The sequence below is a fragment of the Profundibacter amoris genome, assembly GCF_003544895.1.
Lineage (GTDB): Bacteria > Pseudomonadota > Alphaproteobacteria > Rhodobacterales > Rhodobacteraceae > Profundibacter > Profundibacter amoris.
Map to the genome: position 1 here is coordinate 3407160 of NZ_CP032125.1, position 20369 is coordinate 3427528.

Below are 20369 nucleotides of genomic sequence, written 5' to 3' on the forward strand. Positions count from 1 at the left end.
TTTGCCAGCCCGACCGAGGCAGCGTTTGCATAAGCATATGCGTTCGGTCGGGTCGGGTCGGGTCGGGTCGGGAAATTCAATTTGGTGCGACATGCTCTAGCAAGGAATACCTGCACATTTGAATAAAACCTTTCCTTGATTGGAGAACCGGATTCAGATTTTGGCAATCTGATAATTTTATGATCGTGAGTGGGTAAACGGGGGAAGTGGTATGCCAGTAAGCGGTAATGGAACGGTTGTAACGGGGTTGGGCGGGCCGAAAGGCTATGGCGAAATCAGCCTGCCGCGCAGCGATGACGGGACATTACAGGTCGATGTTTCAAATGTGTTCTCGTCCGGGTTTAACTATTTCGGCACGCATTTCTCGGGAGCGCAGTTTTATGTCAACACCAACGGAACAGTCAGTTTCGGAACTGATCTGGACCAATACCCCACCGATGGAAACACTGCCCTGTATGACAATGTTATTGCTCTTTACTGGTCCGATGTTGACACAAGGATTGATGGTGAAGGCACCGAGAGCGGACAGGTATGGGTCGATCTTGACCCGATCACGGGCACCGTAACCATCACATGGGAAGACGTAGGCAGCTATCGTCGGGATGCGGACCTAACCAATTTGTATCAGCTACAGCTAATTGACCGTGGCAACGGGGATTTCGATATTGTTATCCGCTACGAGAACATTGAATGGACAACTGGTTCCAGCCTTGATGATGCAGGAGCACGGGCAATCATTACAGCATTGCGATTGCCCGAGACGCTGGAAATAGAAACAGACCCGGCCACACTGGATACGACACTTGGCAATACAGGTGTGACCGGAATGTGGGTATATGAAATCCGCAATGGCGGAACCGGAACCTATCAGCCGGTGACAGGCATGGTGCTGACCGGAACCCCGAATGGTGATGTATTGGAAGGCGCGGGGAATGATGATCTGCTGCGCGGGCTGGATAGCAACGACATTCTGCGCGGCAATGATGGCAATGACTGGCTGTATGGCGGTGACGGGGCGGATACCCTGAATGGTGGCGCGGGGGATGATTTCATCTTTGGTGGCGAAACCGAAAACGATTTGCGCGATGTCATCTATGCCGGTGATGGCAATGACACGATTGACGCCGGATACGGCAATGATCTGGTTTATGGCGGCAATGGCAATGATACGATCAATGGCGGTTTTGGCTCGGATGAACTGATCGGGCAGGGCGGCAATGATGTGATCAACGGTGCCGCCTTGTCCGACCTAATATTTGGCGGCGACGGCGATGATTTTATCAACGGCGGGTTTGGCTATGATCGTCTGAACGGAGGGGCGGGGGCAGACCGGTTTTATCATCGCGGCATTGCCGACCACGGGTCTGACTGGATTCAGGATTATAGCGCCGCCGAAGGGGACGTGTTGGTCTGGGGTGGCGCGGCTGCATCAGCCAGTGATTTTCAGGTCAACTATGCCGACACTGCGGGGGCAGGTGCCGCCGGCGTCTCCGAGGCATTCATAATTTACAAACCCACAGGGCAAATCATCTGGGCGCTGGTTGATGGCGATGCGCAATCCGAAATAATCATCCGGATCAACGGTAGCGATTACAATCTTATTGCATAGGACCCCGACCTATTGGGCGAAATTCTGCGTGATGTAATATGTCCCGCAATACTGTGCTTTGCGGTCAAGCGCGATTGCTGTACCAACTTTGGTCATGCGTCGGTCCATTATATTATGCCTGTGCCCGGGCGAACCCATCCACAGTTTAACAATATAGCGCGCAAGTGACTTATAGCTATGCGGTTGAATTTTACGTCCGGTTGAATTGGTAAACTGGCAACTTGAATTATCCCCATAAAACCGTTGGGCTTCCAATTGGAAACGATGAACCATTCCGATATTTTCGGCAGCAGCCTTCCACCGGATTCCAGAACGCTTTAAACGGTCTCCTAAAGTCCGACGGCCGGAAACAGTAGAGGTATGTGACATATTCCTGGCCCGCGCCATCCATTTGCTATGGCCCTTGGCCAGCTTGCGCAAACCCGAATCCGAACGCACCGGACGCAAACCTGCACGGCAACGGAAATAGTTCACTTCGACCCGGACCGCCGCATCCAAAAGGGATTCATTGATGCGCTGCTCGGGCATGATCAATTTATCTGATCCCAGAACTGTCCTGCGGGAACAGGCTTGTGCGTCAAATGTAAAAAGAAAGGTGGCAGACAAAAACGCAATGATTGTTATCAGTTTCTTACTCACGCACTTGTACTCCGGTTTTGTGTTTGCGTCTTTGGACAACAAGATCATGGCGACTTGGTGGCACAAAGCTGGTCAAAAATGTGATTTCTTTTCTCGGGTCCCCAATCATCGCAATATTTCGCCGAGCGGAAATCAGCCACCCGCTTGCAAGACGCAACATCATCTTAGCTGGTCAGCACAAAAGGCTTGATGTTTTGCGATTCAATCTGAAAATCAACCAACCAGCCGAATTGAATCAACTTTTTGTGTGTAATCGCACTTTATAACCCGCCCAACGTCTTGCAGGGGTGTTACACCCTCCTTATATACCCCGTGAAGCACTGTCGGGGCTTGGCCCTGATGGAAATTGGGATCGGCGCGCTGATGCCTATATCTAGGGTCACGGGCCACAACATCGCCTAAGAGAAGGAACAGAAAACATGGCAAAAGTCATTGGGATCGATCTGGGGACAACAAACTCTTGTGTCGCCATCATGGACGGCTCGCAACCGCGGGTCATTGAAAATGCAGAAGGCGCGCGAACAACGCCATCTGTCGTTGCCTTTACAGACAACGAACGTCTGGTTGGGCAGCCTGCAAAGCGTCAGGCCGTTACCAACCCCGAAAATACAATCTTTGCAGTCAAGCGACTGATCGGTCGCCGGATTGATGACCCTGAAGTGGTCAAGGATAAAAAACATGTGCCCTACAAAATTGTCGATGGCGGCAATGGCGACGCATGGATCGAGGCGAACGGCGAAAAGTACAGCCCCAGCCAGATTTCCGCGTTCATTCTGGGCAAGATGAAGGAAACCGCCGAAAGCTATTTGGGAGAAGAGGTGAAACAGGCCGTTATCACAGTGCCTGCCTATTTCAACGACGCCCAGCGTCAGGCCACCAAAGACGCCGGTAAAATCGCCGGTCTGGAAGTGCTGCGCATCATCAACGAACCGACGGCCGCAGCGCTGGCCTATGGTCTGGACAAGAAAGAAAGCCAGACCATCGCGGTTTATGACCTTGGCGGCGGTACTTTCGATGTGACTATTCTAGAAATCGACGACGGTTTGTTCGAGGTTAAATCGACCAACGGCGACACCTTCCTAGGTGGTGAAGACTTTGACATGCGTATTGTGAAATACCTGTCGGAAGAATTCAAAAAGGAAACCGGTGTAGACCTGTCCAAGGACAAAATGGCCCTGCAGCGCCTGAAAGAAGCCGCTGAAAAAGCCAAGATCGAACTGTCCTCGGCCACACAGACCGAAATCAACCAGCCGTTCATCAGCATGGACCCGAACGGTGGCCAGCCGCTGCACATGGTGATGAAGCTGACCCGTGCGAAACTGGAAAGCCTGGTTGGTGATCTGATCAAGGCGTCGCTGAAGCCTTGTAAGGAAGCGCTGAAAGATGCGGGCCTTTCAACCAGTGACATCGACGAGATCGTTCTGGTTGGTGGTATGACACGGATGCCCAAAGTGGTGGAGGAAGTCACCAAATTCTTTGGCAAGGAACCACACAAGGGTGTGAACCCGGACGAAGTGGTTGCCATGGGTGCCGCCATTCAGGCCGGCGTTCTGCAAGGCGACGTCAAAGACGTTGTTCTGCTGGACGTGACCCCGCTGTCGCTGGGCATCGAAACGCTGGGTGGCGTGTTCACCCGTCTGATCGACCGCAACACCACGATCCCGACCAAGAAGTCGCAAGTGTTCTCGACTGCCGAGGATAACCAGAACGCCGTAACCCTGCGTGTATTCCAGGGCGAACGCGAAATGGCCGCCGATAACAAACTTCTGGGTCAGTTCAATCTGGAAGACATTCCGCCAGCCCCGCGTGGTCTGCCGCAGATCGAGGTCACATTCGACATCGATGCCAACGGTATTGTTGAAGTTGCCGCCAAGGACAAAGGCACCGGCAAAGAGCAAAAGATCACCATTCAGGCATCTGGCGGCCTGTCCGACGAAGAAGTCGAGGCAATGGTCAAAGAGGCCGAAGAAAACGCCGAGGCCGACAAAGAGCGCAAAGAACTGATCGAGGCAAAAAATCAGGCCGAAAGCCTGATCCACTCGACCGAAAAAGCGATGGAAGAGCACTCCGACAAGGTGGACCCGACCACCATCGAAGCAATCGAACTGGCCATCGTTGCGCTTAAGGACCAACTGGAAACCGAAGATGCCGAGAAGATCAAATCGGGTATCCAGAATGTAACCGAAGCTGCGATGAAACTGGGCGAGGCCATCTACAAAGCCGAGCAAACCTCGTCCGGCGAGGAAACCGAAGCAAATCCGGAAGACGAAGTTTCCGGTGTTGACGACGATATCGTCGATGCCGACTTTGAAGATCTGGACGACGACAAACGCGCATAAGGCGGTAACCAACGCCATGGGCCGGCCTGATATAATGTCGGGTCGGCCTTGGCGTTCCCAAGGGATAACATAAATGTCAAAGCGCGATTATTATGTTGTATTGGGCATCAGCAGAACTGCAACTGCTGAAGAAATCAAAAAGGCTTATCGCAAGAAGGCCAAAGAATTTCACCCTGACCGAAACTCTGACAACCCCGATGCCGAGGCCCAGTTCAAAGAAGTGAACGAGGCCCACGAGGTATTGAAAGACCCCGACAAACGGGCCGCTTATGACCGCTACGGTCATGGCGCCTTCGAGGGTGGCATGGGCGGCGGACGTGGTGGGCACCCGGGACAGGGCGATTTTGCCTCGGCCTTCTCGGATGTGTTTGACGATCTGTTCGGCGATTTCATGGGCGGTGGTCGTGGTGGCAGCGGGCGTCCGCGCGCCACACGTGGTTCCGACCTGCGCTATAATCTGCGTGTCACCTTGGAAGAAGCCTTTGCCGGCATTCAGAAAACGATCTCGGTGCCAACCTCGGTGCCCTGTTCCGAATGTGCCGGCACCGGCGCCGAAAGCGGAGCCGAGCCTGTCACCTGCCCTACATGTTCCGGCATGGGCAAGGTGCGGGCACAGCAGGGGTTCTTTACTGTTGAACGCACATGCCCCACCTGTCAGGGCGCGGGCCAAATGGTCAACAACCCTTGCAAATCCTGTAGCGGCGCGGGCCGCGTCGAAAAGGAACGCTCGCTTTCCGTCAACATTCCGGCAGGTGTTGAAACCGGCACCCGTATCCGGCTGGCTGGCGAGGGCGAAGCGGGTCTGCGTGGCGGGCCATCCGGTGACCTCTATATCTTTATCGACGTCAAGGAACACAACCTGTTCCAGCGCGACGGCGTGAACCTGTTCTGCCGCGTGCCCGTCAGCATCGGCACCGCAGCCCTTGGGGGCGACATCGAGGTTCCGACAATCGACGGCGGCCGCAGCCGCGTCAAAGTGCCTGCCGGTTCGCAATCGGGCCGCCAGATGCGCCTGCGCTCCAAAGGTATGCCCGCCCTGCGCGGCAGTGCCACTGGGGACATGTATATCGAACTGGCCGTTGAAACCCCGGTCAACCTGACGTCACGGCAAAAAGAAATCATGCGCGAATTTGAAGATACAAGTGCCGACAATAACCCCGAAGGCTCCAGTTTCTTCTCCAAGGTGAAAACCTTCTGGGAAAGCATGAAAAGCTAATACAGGGGCGGGTCCTCCGCACCTGTTAACCAAATTTTCACCATATCGGTCCAGCGTGTCCACATGGCACAGCAGAACCGTTTTTCCGAAATGCCTCTACCCCTGTTTGACGGGGCGGACGAGGTGCGCGTCCCCATATCCGGCCCGCAGCCATCCTATATCCGCGATCACCGCAAACGTCTGCGCGAACGGTTTCTGACCGGTGGTGCTGCGGCATTGCCCGATTACGAACTGCTGGAACTGGTGCTGTTCCGCGCCATCCCAAGGCAAGACGTCAAACCGCTTGCATGGCGTCTGCTGGATCGTTTCGGCGATTTCAACCGCGTGATTTCTGCCCCCCGCGAACGGCTGATCGAAACCAAAGGTGTGGGCGATGCCGTGGTGCTGGAGCTGAAAATAGTCGAGGCCGCCGCCCACCGCCTTGCCCGCGCCCGGGTGATGCAGCGGCATGTGCTGTCCGGTTGGGATGCCCTGCTGGACTACTGCCGCACCACAATGGCCCACCGCGAGACCGAGCAATTCCGCGTGCTGTACCTAGACCGCAAAAACGTGCTGATTGCAGACGAGGAACAGGCCAAGGGCACCATCGACCATGTGCCGGTTTACCCGCGCGAGGTGGTAAAACGGGCGCTGGAGCTGAATGCCTCAGCGCTGATACTGGTGCATAACCATCCGTCCGGTGACCCGACACCGTCGGAATCCGATATCCTGATGACCAACCAGATACAGGACGCTGCCCTTGCGCTGAACCTGACGCTGCATGATCACCTGATCATCGGCAAATCCCGCGAATTGTCGTTTCGGGCCGAAGGGTATTTGTAACCTACTTCACCCAGACCTCGACCCGCCGGTTAATGTCGCGGCCCCAGTCGCTGTCATCACAGGCCATCGGCAGGGCCTCGCCAAATCCCTCAACGCTTAGGGGCAATTCCGACGGCTTTAGCGTTGTCGCGACATTGGTCACGGCCGTGCGCACCGCTGCCGCGCGGCGTTTGGCGATTTTGCGGTTTACGGCCGCGTCGCCTTCGCCATCGCTGAACCCGACAAACATCAATTCGCGTCCGCCGAAATACCCCGCCTCCAGCAGCCGCGCCAGCAATATTACATTGCCCCGAGATTGCGCATCCAGACGGGTTGAACCGGTTTCAAACCGGAACGTCACAGTCAACCGTTTTGCAGGCCGCAGCACTGTGACCATGCGTTGCAATTCATCCAGCGGCGTTTCCTCGCCCGCGAGGGCAATCGCATTGGCCAGCCGCTGCCCCTGCCGTTCAATACCGGTTTCGCCAACCTGCTGATCGACAAAACCGACGCGCTGCACCACCCGCTGTGCGGCAGGGGATCGCAGAAACGCCAGAAACTCGCGGGCGGTTTTGGGCAGACGACGGGCAGGAGTATACAGAAACAAAGGCATCGTCAGCGGGTAATCCTCGGTTTTCAGGGATTGTCGCGTGGCGGAAAAATCCATCCCGCAGGCTCCGCGCAACGCAACCTTGCGGGCATTGCCCAGTTCGGAAAACCGCGAAATGCCGATGGCAAAAGGATCCCGCGCAACCGCATCAACCAGTTCCGCCGCTGCCCCGTGCCGCACCACGTTTCCGGACAGTTGCAAATCACTGCGCCCCATCACCTTACGCATAAACTGTTGCGCCAGACCCGAATCCGCCGCCATCATGTGCAGATAGACCGGCGCATCCGGCCCGCCGATTTCCTGCCAGTTGGTAATTTGTCCCGCAAACAGCCGCGCCAGATCATCCAGTGATACAGCCCTGACGGGGTTGTCCGGCGCCACCACCGGCACCACCCCGTCCAGCCCCACAATCCGGCTGCGGGCCGGTTGGGTCATGTCGCCCAGTTCCGCGGCTTTCGCGGCCTTTGCTTCGGTTTGTGTCACTTCGCGGGTGGCCAGAACCATATCTGCCTGACCCGCCAGCATATCTGCAAAACCAACGTCCGTGTTAGTCAGGCGAAACCCGATCCGTGCCACCGCGCTGCCCGTGTCGGATAGGGATAGAACATAGGTGAAATGCGCGTCATCCGTAACGATACGTTGCAATGTCATGCTGCTTTGGACGGCAAAGCTTTCGATCAGGGCAGGCAGCAGGACGTCACCCATCGTCTTTGACCCGACAATGGTGAACTCGGCCACAAAGCCCTTCAAATCGGGGCAGCCAACACCCGCGCAGGTCACGCCGCTACCATCCAGTGTCAGGGCGCCAAATTCTGAATCTATCCGGAAATACTCGCCATCATAGGTTAACAATTTACCGCTGATCGAGATTTTCCCGTCCCGCGAGGTCAATGTCACATCCTGCGACACGGCGGGCAAACCCAGCCCGATTGCGAAAACTGTGGCGAAAAACGCCACACGCAAAAATCCCATTAACCATCCCCGGTGTTCAGTTTTGCGCAATCTTTAAGTCCCTGATTATATTTTTCAACACCAGATTGCGCACACCACTATCACAGGCGGGCATATTCAACACCAGATCAACCAGCGTATTGCCGCCATTTACCCCAGGCTGAAGCGTTTTCACCACCCTGTTCTTACCGCAGGTATACGGCGTTACAGCAGCCGACAAAGCCAGCCGCACAACACCGGATTTCCGTATCTTCCGTCGGGGGAAACTATAGATTTCGGCTTGTTTTGCCTCGGGAAAATCCGTGCTGCCCAAGCGGGTGACATATCCGCCACGCCCTTTTATGGCGACTGAAATGTTCTGCGGGGCATAGCCCCAAACATGCGCACCGGATGGTTCATAGGCGTGAATTTGCAAGCCCGTATCCCCCGACCACATCACGGCAACATGATCATAATCATTCGCCTCTTGCACGAGTGCCTCTGTGGAAATCGTTGAGCCATCGGGCATCTCGACGCTAAAAACGGCCTGTCTGCTGAACACAGGGATATTGACAGTAACCCGCCCGATGTCCGAGGTCACAACGGTAAAAAACAATCCTTCATGGCGGAAAGTTACAGGCACACCCATCTGACAGGGGGCATCAAGTTCTAGAGTTACCTTGTCCCCCCGAAAATGCGTTACATCAAGGGATATACTACAGGAAAACCCCAAAAGGCTGTATTGCGCATTGTCGGGTTCAAGGGGTTTATAGTTTTGTTCAGATTGACCAACACGTCTGGCCAACGCCTGACCAACGGCCGGCAGGGCAAGTCTGGCAATATCGCGCGGGATGGATTTGGGCGCGATCACAGCCGGTTCAACGGCTACAGGCTGTGATGGTTCAATGGTGCCGGGTAAGGGAACCGTTCGGGTCATAAATTCGTATCCAACGATCAGAATAGCCAGTAATGCTATCCCAATCGCTGGATAAATTCGCTTCCCCGACATTGCAGCCCCCGTATCAAAACCCCTTTACAGTAACTGCAACACTATCCTTAAACCAGCCGCCCGTGGCAATGTTTGAATTTCTTGCCCGAACCACAGGGGCATTTGTCGTTCCGGCCCGGATTTCCCCAGGTCGATTCGTCATTTTCATCAAAACCTTCCAGGGCTACGCCTGTCGGTTCCTCTTGCGGTGCAAGCTGGGCCAATTCCGGTTGTTCCGCCATAGCCTGCTGCATCATGGCCTGCTGTTCTTCTTCGGACAGCGGGCGAATTTGCGCCAGTTGCTCGGTCACATCCTCGCGTAGGGAATCCAGCAGGCTTTCGAACAGTTGGAAGGATTCGGTTTTGTATTCATTCAACGGATCGCGCTGGGCATAGCCGCGGAACCCGATGACCGAACGCAAATGTTCCAGCGTCAACAGATGTTCCCGCCATTTCTGGTCAATCGTCTGCAACAGAATCTGCTTTTCAATCGACCGCATGGTATCCGGCCCGAACTGCGCCGCCTTTTGCGCCATCATTTCATCGGATGCGTCACACAACCGATCAATAATCGCCTCGTCGTCGACACCCTCTTCTTTTGCCCAAGCGATTACCGGTACGTCCATGCCCAGACGCTGCATAACAGCGGCATACAACCCTTCTGTATCCCACTGGTCTGCATAGCTTTTCGGTGGAATATGGGTGTCAACCAGATCTTCGACAACCTGATGGCGCATATCCTTTACGATTTCCGACAGATCCTGCGTTTCCATGATTTCGCGACGCTGGGCAAAAATCACTTTTCGCTGGTCGTTCATCACATCATCGAATTTCAACAGCTGTTTGCGAATGTCAAAGTTGCGTCCCTCGACCTTGGCCTGCGCCCGTTCCAGCGATTTGTTAATCCACGGGTGAACCAGTGCTTCGCCTTCTTTCATGCCCATCTTGGACAGAACCGCATCCAGTTTCTCGGATCCGAATATGCGCATCAAATCATCTTCCAATGACAGGAAGAAACTGGAACGCCCGGGGTCACCCTGACGGCCGGAACGACCGCGCAGCTGGTTATCAATCCGGCGGCTTTCGTGACGTTCGGTGGCAAGAACGAACAGACCGCCCGCCTCGATCACCTTGGCTTTTTCCTCGGCGTGCGCAGCCTCAACCTTGGCGCGCAACTCGTCCGGGTTGGCTTCGGGATCGGTTTCCAATGCCTCCATCACAACCATATCGACGTTGCCGCCCAACTGGATGTCGGTGCCGCGGCCGGCCATGTTTGTTGCGATTGTGACCGCTCCGAATTTACCCGCATCGGCAACGATTTTCGCCTCTTGTTCGTGGTGGCGCGCATTCAGAACATTATGCGTGATTCCGGCCGCCTTCAGCATATTCGACAGCTCTTCGGATTTTTCAATCGACGTGGTCCCAACCAGCATAGGCTGGCCTTTTGCGTGTGCCTCTTGAATGGTCTTGACCACACCTTCGTATTTTTCTTTGGCAGTACGATACACCTGATCGTGGTCATCAATCCGCGCGATGGGGCGGTTGGTTGGCACTTCGACCACGCCCAGACCGTAAATTTCCTGAAATTCCTCGGCCTCGGTGGCGGCGGTACCGGTCATGCCGGCCAGTTTATCATACAGGCGGAAATAGTTCTGGAAGGTCACTGACGCCAGCGTCACATTTTCCGGCTGGATCGTCACGCCTTCTTTCGCCTCGATTGCCTGATGCAGACCATCGGACAAACGGCGGCCCTGCATCATACGGCCAGTGAATTCGTCAATCAGCATCACTTCGCCATCGCGGACGATATAGTGCTGGTCCTTCAGGAACAGAATATGCGCCTTCAGGCCCTGATTGACGTGATGCACGATTGTGGTGCTTTCAGGATCATACAGGCTTTGATCTTCGGGCAGGATACCGGCGGCTTTCAGCCGTTGCTCGATAAATTCGTTCCCTGCTTCGGTGTAGGTTACGTTGCGGGTTTTTTCGTCCAGCTCGTAATGTTCATCGGTCAGTTCGGGAATCAGTTTGTCGATGGTGACATACAGTTCGGAACGGTCATCGGACGGGCCGGAAATGATCAGCGGTGTGCGGGCCTCATCGATCAGGATCGAATCCACTTCGTCAACGATGGCAAAGTTATGCTCGCGCTGCATCATTTCGGACAGGTCCATGCGCATGTTGTCGCGCAGGTAATCGAAACCCAGCTCGTTGTTGGTGGCATAGGTCACATCGGCCAGATAGGCGGCTTTCTTTTCGGCATCGGGCATATTCGGGTAAACCACCCCGGTGGTCATGCCCAGCTGGGTATAAACCTTGCTCATCCATTCGGCGTCGCGCTTGGCCAGATAATCGTTCACCGTAACGATATGCACACCCTTGCCGGTCAGCGCGTTCAGATAGGCCGGAAATGTCGCCACAAGGGTTTTACCCTCACCGGTTTTCATTTCGGAAATGTTGCCCTGATGCAGGAATATCCCGCCCATCAGCTGTGTATCAAACGCCCGCAAGCCCAGCGCCCGATGCGCGGCCTCGCGGCAGTTGGCAAATGCTTCGGGTAGCAGATCATCCAGGCTCTCGCCCTTCATCGCCCGGGTGGCCAGCTCTTCGGTCTTTTGCTTGATCTCGTCGTCCGAGAGTTTCACAAACTCGGGTTCAAGCGCATTGATCTTCTGGACCAGCGGAAGCGTCGCCTTGATTTTCCGGTCATTCGGGGTGCCAAAAACTTTCTTGGCGATGGTTCCGATACCTAGCATTTTATCTCTGCCTTTTGGTCTGTTTTAAAAAGATCGTGAGCGACTGTCTCTTGCCCCTGCCCCTTGTGCATCCTACATACGAACAAGAAGTTAAGTGCAGCCTGCGCCAAAGACCCTTTGGCGATGTAAGCAGCTGTTAAGGTAGTGTCAATGTTACGCGCCCGTGTAACCCGATCTGAGGACGAAATAGATGTTAAAACGCAATAAATTCTGGCTTTCTGCGGTACTGGTTGCAGGTCTGGCCCTACCCGCCTTTGCGGAAGAACCTACCGCCGACACCGTTGTCGCAACCGTGAACGGCGAAAAGATCACTGTCGGCCATGTTCTTGCGGTCAAAGCGAGCCTGCCGGAACAATATCAGGCCCTGCCAGACGATGTTTTGTTCACAGGGCTGGTCGAGCAGTTGATTCAGCAAGTTGCACTATCGCAATCACTAAAAGGTGAAGTGCCTTTGCGCATCAAACTGACAGCAGAAAATGAATTGAACGCCCAGCGGGCCGGTTATGTGATGGACCAAAAACTGCGTGCCGCCATCACAGACGAGGCCATTCAGGCCGCCTATGACGAACGCTATGCCAATATGGAGCCGGAAACCGAGTATAACGCCTCGCACATTCTGGTCGAAACCGAAGACGAAGCCAAAGCGATCAAAAAGCAGCTGGACGAGGGCGCCGATTTTGCCGAGCTGGCCAAGGAAAAATCAACCGGCCCATCTGGCCCCAATGGCGGTAGCCTGGGCTGGTTTGGCAAAGGCATGATGGTCAAGCCGTTCGAGGATGCCGTTGTCACAATGAAGGCAGGCGAGATATCCGATCCGGTTCAAACCCAGTTTGGCTGGCATGTTTTGATCCTGAACGAAACCCGCATGAAAGACGCCCCCCCTCTGGAAGAAGTCAAAGGTGAGCTTGAGGCCGAAATTCAGCAAAAACTGGTTGAACAGATCATGGCTGACGCGACCAAAGGGGCCGAGATCACACGCGCAGACGAAGAAACCGTTCCCGCATCGGTTCTGAGCCATCCTGAACTGATCGACAACTAAAGGCCGGTTTTGATGGGCAAAGTCAAAAAACTGAAGAAGAAGATCAAGAAGCTGAAAAAGCAGTTGAAACAGGGGCACAGCCATGCCTCTGTCTCTCCGCTTGCCCCCAGGGGTGGCTTTCCTGATCTGCCTGTCATTGAAGGCGTCGAATTTGCCGCGATCGAGGCAGGCGTGCGGTACAGCGGGCGAACCGATGTGATGCTGGCGCGGCTTTGCCCCGGAACCGCGGTTGCCGGCGTGTTCACCAAATCCGCCACCCGTTCCGCCCCTGTGCTGGATTGTCAGGCAAAAATCGGTGGCGACCCATCCGCCGGTGCCGCGATTGTGGTGAACTCGGGCAATGCCAACGCCTTTACCGGCCAAAGCGGGGTGGACGCCGTGGCCGGTATTACCGCAGCCGTGGCCGATGTGCTCGACCTGCCACAAAACCGAGTGTTTTCCGCCTCGACCGGCGTGATCGGTGAACCCCTGCCGTTTGACCGGATCACGGTCAAACTGGCCGATCTGGAAAACGGCCTGTCGCCCGACAGCATACAGGATGCCGCAGCGGCGATTATGACAACCGATACCTTTGCCAAAGGGGCCAGCGCGGTTGTACAGACCAATAGCGGTGACATCCGGATTGCCGGTATCGCCAAAGGATCCGGCATGATTGCCCCCGATATGGCAACGATGCTGGTCTATATCTTTACCGACGCCAAAATCGCCCAACCGCTATTGCAGGATATGCTGGCCACGCTGACCAATAAAACCTTCAACTGCATCACGGTGGATAGCGATACCTCGACCTCGGACAGCCTGTTGCTGGCAGCGACCGGAAAATCATCCGCCGATCAAATTACCGACATGAACGGCCCGTTCTATGATGCACTGCATGACGTGATGCGCGATCTGTCGCATCTGGTGGTCAAGGATGGCGAAGGCGCGACCAAATTTGTCGAAGTCCGCATCACCGGCGCCTATAATGACACCGATGCGCACCGTGTTGGCATGGCGATTGCCAATTCCCCGCTGGTGAAAACTGCTATCGCTGGCGAGGATCCCAACTGGGGCCGGGTGGTGATGGCTGTTGGCAAATCCGGCGCCATGGCCGATCGCGACCGCCTGTCGATTTCCTTTGGCGATGTGCTGGTGGCCGAAAACGGTCAGGTATCACCGGATTATTCCGAAGAAGACGCTGCCAAACACATGAAAGGCGATGAATTGCTGATTGCCGTTGATCTGGGGATCGGCACGGGCAAGGCCACCGTCTGGACCTGCGATCTGACCCACGGCTATATCGAAATAAACGCGGATTACCGCTCGTGAAAACGCTTCTGGTTTCTGCCGTAGCCCTGATTGATCACGACGGGCGTATCCTGCTGGCCCAACGCCCCGTGGGCAAATCAATGGCTGGTCTGTGGGAATTTCCGGGCGGAAAAGTTGAAACCGGTGAAACCCCCGAAGCTGCCCTGATTCGCGAATTGGACGAAGAACTGGGCATAAACACATGGTCCAGTTGTCTGGCTCCGCTGACTTTTGCCAGTCACAGCTATGATGATTTCCATTTACTGATGCCGCTTTTTGCCTGTCGAAAATGGGAAGGTACCCCGCAACCAAAAGAGGGGCAGACCCTAAAATGGGTTAATGTCAAAGACTTGCGCAATTATCCCATGCCGCCAGCCGATGTGCCTTTAATACCTGTGCTGCGGGATTGGCTTTAGGCAGGCGCTTGCCGTTTCCATTTTAGGAACAATTTAACCGAATTACTGGTGACTTCGTTTTTCCTCGTGTTAGGGTTGTCTTAACAAGATTCTTCGCCTGGGGAGGTATACGAAATGGTCAGAACAATCATTCTAGGAAGCTGTGTTTCTGTGCAGGGTGTCTTTGTGCGCGCCTTGTCGAACGGCAAAATTGCCGTGCGTGTCGATAACAAGGTCTACGAAGGCAAGCCGGTAAACGCCGGCTGAAATACCATACCGCCAAATAGAAAAGGGAAGGCCAAAGCCTTCCCTTTTTGTCGTTTTAAAGTGATGCTAACCTAGTCCAGATTGCGCTCGATCTCTTCGCGCTCGAAGATTTCGATCACATCATCCGGGCGAATATCGTCGTAGGCTTCGAATGCCATACCGCATTCCTGCCCCGACTGAACTTCGGCCACTTCATCCTTGAAGCGTTTCAGCGTTTTCAACGTGCCCTCGTGGATCACCACATTGTCACGCAGCAGGCGCACACCGGCCGAACGACGGGCAACGCCTTCGGTCACGATACAACCAGCCACACGGCCAACGCCGGTTACCTTGAACACTTCTTGAATTTTCGCGTAGCCAATGAAGTTCTCGCGAATTTCGGCACTCAGCAGACCCGAGGCAGCGGCTTTCACGTCATCCACCAGATCATAGATGATCGAGTAATAGCGGATCTCGATCCCCTTCTGGTTTGCGGCCTTGCGGGCAGATGCATTGGCCCGCACGTTAAACCCGATCACCGGCGCACCCGATGCTTCGGCAAGGCCGATATCGGATTCGGTAATCGCGCCAACACCCGAATGCAGCACCCGAACACGCACTTCGTCATTGCCGATCTTGGCCATCGCCTGAACGATCGCCTCGGCAGAGCCTTGCACATCGGCCTTCACCAGAATTGGCATTTCGGCGACGTTCTCGTCTTCCTTGGCCTTTTCCATCAGCTGTTCCAGCGTCGTGGCAGCACCGGCAGCGGCGCGTTTTTCCTTGGCAGCGTGGGCGCGGAAATTGGCGATTTCGCGGGCCTGTGCCTCGGTTTCGACCACATCCAGAACGTCGCCGGCTTCGGGTGTGCCGTTCAGGCCCAACACTTCGACCGGAACCGATGGGCCGGCTTCCTCGACACGTTCGCCCTGATCGTTGATCAGCGCACGAACGCGACCATATTGTTCACCGACAACAAAGATGTCGCCACGATGCAGCGTGCCGTTCTGAACCAGAACCGTTGCAACCGGGCCACGGCCCACGTCCAGCTTGGCCTCGATCACGGCGCCTGTGGCGGCGCGGTCGGGGTTGGCGTGCAGGTCCAGCAGTTCGGCTTGCAGGCTGATTGCCTCTAGCAGTTTATCCAGACCGGTGCCGTTGATGGCCGAAACCTCGACATCCAGAACGTCGCCCGACATTTTCTCGACGATGACTTCGTGCTGCAACAGATCGGTGCGCACTTTGTCAGGGTCGGCATTCGGGCGGTCAATTTTGTTGATCGCCACGATCATCGGCACACCGGCCGCTTTGGCGTGGTTAATCGCCTCGATCGTTTGCGGCATCACAGCGTCATCCGCCGCAACCACCAGCACAACAATATCCGTCACCTGTGCCCCGCGGGCCCGCATCGACGTAAACGCCGCGTGGCCGGGTGTATCAAGGAACGTCAAAATCTGGCCATCATCGGTTTTCACCTGATAGGCGCCGATATGCTGGGTAATACCGCCCGCTTCGCCGGTTACCACCTTGGAGTGGCGGATAGCGTCCAGCAGGGATGTTTTACCGTGATCAACGTGACCCATCACAGTAACGACCGGCGGACGTGGTTTCAGATCTTCGGGCTTGTCCTCGACGGCCTTGATCACATCTTCTACGTCAGCATCGGATACACGGCTGATCTTGTGGCCAAACTCTTCGACAATCAGCTCAGCGGTGTCTGCGTCAATGGACTGGTTTTGCGTAACCATCATGCCCATATTCATCAGCGATTTGACCACATCGGCGACACGTTCGGCCATCCGGTTTGCCAGTTCCGAAACCACAATGGTTTCGGGCACTTTAACATCGCGGATCACTTTTTCATGCTCGACCGGACCGCCCATTGCCTTAAGGCGGGCGCGTTCCTGCTTGCGTTTCATCGCAGCCATCGAACGTTGGCGTCCACCGCCACCCGAAAGCGCCTGATTCAGCGTCAGCTTGCCCGAGCGGCGGCCATCATTGCGGGCCTTGCCACCCTTGTTCTGGCGGTCGCGGTCATAATCCTGTTTGCGCGGTGCAGCGGACGGTTTGCCAGCACCACCGCGTGGTGCGGCGGCGGCCGGATCAGCAGCAGGCGGTTGCGCTGCTGCTACCTTGGCGCGGGTCTCGGCTTCGGCAGCCTCGGTGCGCTTGCGCTCTTCTTCTTCGGCTTTGGCTTTCAAGCGGGCTTCGCGTTCCTGCTCTTCGCGTTCCTTGGCCTCGGCCTCGGCCTTGCGGCGGGCACGTTCAGCGGCACGGGCTTCATCTTCGGCATTGCGACGGGCCGTATCTTCGACCTCTTGCGCCTTGGCAAGTTTCAGCGCCTTCAGGCGACGTTCCATTTCCGCATCGGATATACCGGCGGGCCGTTTGGAAGGATCGCTTTTGATAACCTTGTTCTTGCCGCCCACAGTTGGCTTGCTCATGCCCGGCTTGGGCACGACAACGCGCTTGCGTTTGGTTTCCACCACGACATTCTTGGTGCGCCCGTGGCTAAAGCTTTGCTTTACATTCCCGGGGCGGGCACCGCCGATGCCCAATGTCTTTTTGCCGTCATTCTCACTCATGTGGTCCTCAAACCCTTCTCGTCGGTGTTTTCACCAACATTTCCGCGCAAGCCTTTCAGCTTTGCTGCTTCCTCTACAACACGTTGTGTGAGTCCACCAGCCGCAAGCGCGCCATGTATCACATTTTCCCGTCCAAATGCCAAACCCAATTCGTTCGCGGTCAGAATCCCGATGAAAGTATCCTTTCCTTCGGGCGAGCGCAGCTTGGATTTGCCACGACCGGAACCGTCAACGGCCTGTATCAGCACCCTTGCACGTTCCGTCATCAGCCAGCCTTTGACCTTTTCATATCCGGTCACGGCGCCGCTGGCCTTGCGGGCCAGTGAAATCAGGTCAACGACCCGCTTTACCAGCCCTGTTTCAACCGCATCGACCAGATCATCGGGCACAGTCACCGCCTGTTTCGCACCCCGCGCAAAAAGACCCTTTTTAACGGCCTTTTCCAGCGTTGCGCGATCAGCAGTGACCCAAATGCCCCGACCGGGCAATTTTTCTAGCAGGTCCGGCACAATCACATTGTCCGGCCCGACCACAAAACGGATCAGGCCGGCCTTGGGCTGTGTCTCGCCAGTGACGATACAGCGCCGTTCGGCATCATCCCGAACCTTTTTGTGACCACCTCGTGCCATTTTTCAAACCCTGAGGCCTGAAAAATCAGACCCCGGCCTCCGCAGTTGTTTCACCGTCTTCGGTTTCTTCTTCGTCGCTTTCCAGATCAGCCGGATCAACCCAGCCCAACTGGATCCGCGCGGTCATCACCATGTTTTGCGCTTCTTCCAGCGAGACGTCGAATTTCTCCAGCACGCCTTCGTCTTTGACGCGCTCGCCATTAACCGTGGTCCAGCCGCCCGACAGTTCCCAGTCAGCGCAGGTTGCGAAATCTTCCAGCGTTTTCACGCCATCCTCGCCCAGCGCTTCTAGCATTTGCGGGGTCAGACCCTCAAAAGCCACCAGACTGTCCTCGACGCCCAGTTCACGGGCATGCTCCATGGCCTTTTTGTTGGCTGCTTCCAGTTTGTCACGGGCGCGGGCCTGCAATTCGTTGGCGGTATCGTCGTCCACGCCATCAATCACCAGCAGTTCGTCGATTTCCACATAGGCAACCTCCTCGAGCGAGGTAAAGCCCTCGGCGACCAGAAGCTGCGCAAAGAATTCGTCCACATCCAGCGTTTCCATGAACAGTTGAGTGCGTTCAGAGAATTCTTTCTGGCGGCGTTCGGATTCTTCGGCCTCGGTCAGGATGTCGATGTCCAGACCGGTCAGCTGGCTGGCCAGACGCACGTTCTGGCCACGGCGACCAATTGCCAGCGACAGTTGTTCGTCCGGCACGACAACCTCGATCCGTTCGGCTTCCTCGTCCAGAACCACCTTGGAAACTTCGGCCGGTTGCAGCGCGTTCACCAGGAAAGTCGGCGCATCCTCGTTCCAGGGGATGATGTCGATCTTTTCCCCTTGCAGTTCGTTCACAACGGCCTGCACACGGCTGCCGCGCATACCAACGCAGGCACCGACAGGATCAATCGAGCCATCATAGGAAATCACGGCGATCTTGGCACGCGAACCTGGGTCACGGGCAACGGCCTTGATTTCGATGATGCCATCGTAAATTTCCGGCACTTCCATCTTGAACAATTCGGCCATGAACTGCGGATCGGTGCGGCTCAGGAAAATCTGCGGGCCGCGAACCTCGCGGCGCACATCTTTGATGTAGCAACGGATGCGATCATTCGGGCGATAGCTTTCGCGGCCGATTTTTTCGTTACGGCGCAGGATGCCTTCGCCACGGCCAACGTCCACGATGACGTTGCCGTATTCCTCGCGTTTGACCACACCGTTGATGATGGTGCCGGCGCGATCCTTGAATTCTTCGTACTGGCGATCACGTTCCGCTTCGCGCACCTTCTGCAAGATCACCTGTTTGGCGGATTGCGCGGCGATACGACCCATTTCAACCGGCGGAACCTCTTCTTCGAAGGTGTCGCCGATTTGCGGATCATCCATATATTCCTTGGCCTGCTCTACGGTGAACTCGGCCTGATAGTTTTCCAGCTCGTCCTCGGCGACAACCGTGCGAAACCGCTTGAATGTTGCCTTGCCTGTTTTACGGTCAATCGACACACGGATGTCCATTTCCATGCCGTAACGCGACTTGGCAGCACGCGCGAGGCTTTCTTCCATCGCCTCAATCACCAGCTCGGGGTCGATCATCTTTTCGCGCGCGACCGCCTCGGCGGTTTGCAGCAATTCTAGTTGGTTTGCACTGGTAATAGCCATTTTCAGCCCTCTTCCGTGTCCGGGTCAGTGGTTTCGATCTCGTCGAAATCGTCTTCGTTAATGTCGCCGCTTGCCTTGCGTTGGCGCAGCATCTCGGTAATCAGTTCATCCGTCAGAACCAGTTTGGCATCCGACAACCAATCGAATTTCAGGCCGATTGTGCCCTCATCAATAGTGATCAGAACCTCGTCGTCGTTGGTGCCGGCCAGCACGCCCTTAAAGCGGCGGCGGCCATCGACCAGTTCTTCTGTTTCGATCTTGGCCTCGTATCCGTTCCACATGTCAAAGTCTTTGAAACGGGTCAGGGGGCGGTCGATGCCGGGGCTGGAAACCTCCAGCGCATAGGGGTCTTCGAACGGATCTTCGACATCCAGTATAGCAGAAACCGCCGTCGAAATCTTGGCGCAATCATCCACCTCGATTCCGCCTTCGGGACGCTCGGCCATGATCTGCAACGATTTGGTTTTGCCGCCCATCATGCGAATACGCACCAGCTCGTAACCCAGCCCCTCGATGACGGGTTGGACAATTTCTGCCAGCTTGCGGTCAATCGCCGCTTTTGCGATCAGGTCGTTCATTCGTTCCGTTCTTATATCTTTGGTGGTGGCCGTTTTCCGGCACATTTGCTGTATTTGCAAAAGCACAAAAAAACGGG

The 20369-nt window shown here is 55.7% G+C and carries 16 protein-coding genes; 8 read left to right on the plus strand and 8 right to left on the minus strand.

What is annotated here, in order from left to right; translation table 11 throughout:
- Positions 1 to 211: 211 nt before the first annotated feature.
- The gene (locus tag BAR1_RS17065) at positions 212 to 1609 is read left to right on the plus strand and encodes a nidogen-like domain-containing protein (RefSeq protein WP_118944141.1); all 1398 of its coding nucleotides are present in this window, start codon (positions 212 to 214) and stop codon (positions 1607 to 1609) included.
- Between the two features lie 9 nt (positions 1610 to 1618).
- Here BAR1_RS17065 and BAR1_RS17070 read toward each other — a convergent pair whose 3' ends face one another.
- Entirely contained in the window at positions 1619 to 2248 is a 630-nt protein-coding gene (locus tag BAR1_RS17070; RefSeq protein ID WP_162891829.1) for a CAP domain-containing protein, read from the minus strand.
- A 419-nt stretch (positions 2249 to 2667) separates the two neighbouring features.
- Here BAR1_RS17070 and dnaK point away from each other — a divergent pair, with 419 nt between their 5' ends.
- From dnaK to radC, 3 genes are all read left to right on the plus strand, one after another.
- Positions 2668 to 4587 carry a molecular chaperone DnaK gene (dnaK, locus tag BAR1_RS17075; protein WP_118944143.1) on the plus strand — a complete coding sequence of 640 codons (1920 nt, stop codon included), beginning with the start codon at positions 2668 to 2670 and terminating at the stop codon, positions 4585 to 4587.
- A 73-nt stretch (positions 4588 to 4660) separates the two neighbouring features.
- Positions 4661 to 5803 (plus strand): molecular chaperone DnaJ, encoded by a 1143-nt coding sequence (dnaJ, locus tag BAR1_RS17080; protein WP_118944144.1) that lies wholly within the window; start codon positions 4661 to 4663, stop codon positions 5801 to 5803.
- 63 nt (positions 5804 to 5866) lie between these two features.
- Positions 5867 to 6625 carry a RadC family protein gene (radC, locus tag BAR1_RS17085; RefSeq protein ID WP_118944145.1) on the plus strand — a complete coding sequence of 253 codons (759 nt, stop codon included), beginning with the start codon at positions 5867 to 5869 and terminating at the stop codon, positions 6623 to 6625.
- Between the two features lies 1 nt (position 6626).
- On the opposite strand, the gene BAR1_RS17090 is transcribed toward radC, so the two are convergent.
- The 3 genes from BAR1_RS17090 to secA all read right to left on the minus strand — a co-directional run bounded on the left by BAR1_RS17090 (position 6627) and on the right by secA (position 11888).
- A complete protein-coding gene (locus BAR1_RS17090) occupies positions 6627 to 8186 on the minus strand; it encodes a phosphate ABC transporter substrate-binding/OmpA family protein (RefSeq protein ID WP_118944146.1) in 1560 nt (519 codons plus the stop codon).
- 16 nt (positions 8187 to 8202) lie between these two features.
- Positions 8203 to 9081, minus strand: a complete 879-nt coding sequence (locus tag BAR1_RS17095) for a hypothetical protein (protein WP_162891830.1) — start codon at positions 9079 to 9081, stop codon at positions 8203 to 8205.
- 119 nt (positions 9082 to 9200) lie between these two features.
- Positions 9201 to 11888 (minus strand): preprotein translocase subunit SecA, encoded by a 2688-nt coding sequence (secA, locus tag BAR1_RS17100; protein ID WP_118944148.1) that lies wholly within the window; start codon positions 11886 to 11888, stop codon positions 9201 to 9203.
- 190 nt (positions 11889 to 12078) lie between these two features.
- Here secA and BAR1_RS17105 point away from each other — a divergent pair, with 190 nt between their 5' ends.
- From BAR1_RS17105 to BAR1_RS18330, 4 genes are all read left to right on the plus strand, one after another.
- Positions 12079 to 12927 carry a peptidylprolyl isomerase gene (locus BAR1_RS17105; RefSeq protein ID WP_118944149.1) on the plus strand — a complete coding sequence of 283 codons (849 nt, stop codon included), beginning with the start codon at positions 12079 to 12081 and terminating at the stop codon, positions 12925 to 12927.
- A gap of 12 nt (positions 12928 to 12939) precedes the next feature.
- The gene (gene argJ, locus BAR1_RS17110; protein WP_118944150.1) at positions 12940 to 14235 is read left to right on the plus strand and encodes a bifunctional glutamate N-acetyltransferase/amino-acid acetyltransferase ArgJ; all 1296 of its coding nucleotides are present in this window, start codon (positions 12940 to 12942) and stop codon (positions 14233 to 14235) included.
- Positions 14232 to 14630, plus strand: a complete 399-nt coding sequence (mutT, locus tag BAR1_RS17115; protein ID WP_118944151.1) for an 8-oxo-dGTP diphosphatase MutT — start codon at positions 14232 to 14234, stop codon at positions 14628 to 14630. Before argJ ends, mutT begins: the two co-directional genes overlap by 4 nt.
- Before the next feature lie 114 nt (positions 14631 to 14744).
- The gene (locus tag BAR1_RS18330) at positions 14745 to 14876 is read left to right on the plus strand and encodes a hypothetical protein (protein ID WP_267128380.1); all 132 of its coding nucleotides are present in this window, start codon (positions 14745 to 14747) and stop codon (positions 14874 to 14876) included.
- Between the two features lie 71 nt (positions 14877 to 14947).
- Here the strand turns inward: BAR1_RS18330 and infB are convergent, their stop codons facing one another.
- From infB to rimP, 4 genes are read right to left on the minus strand one after another with little or no spacing between them, the layout of a single operon-like run.
- Positions 14948 to 17440 carry a translation initiation factor IF-2 gene (infB, locus tag BAR1_RS17120; RefSeq protein WP_118944152.1) on the minus strand — a complete coding sequence of 831 codons (2493 nt, stop codon included), beginning with the start codon at positions 17438 to 17440 and terminating at the stop codon, positions 14948 to 14950.
- Complete coding sequence (locus BAR1_RS17125; protein ID WP_118944153.1) at positions 17437 to 18069, minus strand: RNA-binding protein; 633 nt, start codon at positions 18067 to 18069, stop codon at positions 17437 to 17439. The genes infB and BAR1_RS17125 overlap by 4 nt, the downstream gene beginning before the upstream one ends.
- Positions 18070 to 18094: 25 nt before the next feature.
- The gene (gene nusA, locus BAR1_RS17130) at positions 18095 to 19714 is read right to left on the minus strand and encodes a transcription termination factor NusA (protein WP_118944154.1); all 1620 of its coding nucleotides are present in this window, start codon (positions 19712 to 19714) and stop codon (positions 18095 to 18097) included.
- Positions 19715 to 19716: 2 nt separating this feature from the next.
- On the minus strand, positions 19717 to 20292 hold the full coding sequence (gene rimP, locus BAR1_RS17135; RefSeq protein ID WP_118944155.1) for a ribosome maturation factor RimP: 576 nt from the start codon (positions 20290 to 20292) through the stop codon (positions 19717 to 19719).
- Positions 20293 to 20369 lie beyond the last annotated feature (77 nt).

Bases quoted from the DNA above. Each gene is read 5' to 3' on its own strand.
- BAR1_RS17065 (WP_118944141.1), top strand. From the start codon at position 212: ATGCCAGTAAGCGGTAATGGAACGGTTGTAACGGGGTTGGGCGGGCCG.
- dnaK (WP_118944143.1), top strand. From the start codon at position 2,668: ATGGCAAAAGTCATTGGGATCGATCTGGGGACAACAAACTCTTGTGTC.
- dnaJ (WP_118944144.1), top strand. From the start codon at position 4,661: ATGTCAAAGCGCGATTATTATGTTGTATTGGGCATCAGCAGAACTGCA.
- radC (WP_118944145.1), top strand. From the start codon at position 5,867: ATGGCACAGCAGAACCGTTTTTCCGAAATGCCTCTACCCCTGTTTGAC.
- BAR1_RS17090 (WP_118944146.1), bottom strand. From the start codon at position 8,186: ATGGGATTTTTGCGTGTGGCGTTTTTCGCCACAGTTTTCGCAATCGGG.
- BAR1_RS17095 (WP_162891830.1), bottom strand. From the start codon at position 9,081: ATGACCCGAACGGTTCCCTTACCCGGCACCATTGAACCATCACAGCCT.
- secA (WP_118944148.1), bottom strand. From the start codon at position 11,888: ATGCTAGGTATCGGAACCATCGCCAAGAAAGTTTTTGGCACCCCGAAT.
- BAR1_RS17105 (WP_118944149.1), top strand. From the start codon at position 12,079: ATGTTAAAACGCAATAAATTCTGGCTTTCTGCGGTACTGGTTGCAGGT.
- argJ (WP_118944150.1), top strand. From the start codon at position 12,940: ATGGGCAAAGTCAAAAAACTGAAGAAGAAGATCAAGAAGCTGAAAAAG.
- BAR1_RS18330 (WP_267128380.1), top strand. From the start codon at position 14,745: ATGGTCAGAACAATCATTCTAGGAAGCTGTGTTTCTGTGCAGGGTGTC.
- infB (WP_118944152.1), bottom strand. From the start codon at position 17,440: ATGAGTGAGAATGACGGCAAAAAGACATTGGGCATCGGCGGTGCCCGC.
- BAR1_RS17125 (WP_118944153.1), bottom strand. From the start codon at position 18,069: ATGGCACGAGGTGGTCACAAAAAGGTTCGGGATGATGCCGAACGGCGC.
- nusA (WP_118944154.1), bottom strand. From the start codon at position 19,714: ATGGCTATTACCAGTGCAAACCAACTAGAATTGCTGCAAACCGCCGAG.
- rimP (WP_118944155.1), bottom strand. From the start codon at position 20,292: ATGAACGACCTGATCGCAAAAGCGGCGATTGACCGCAAGCTGGCAGAA.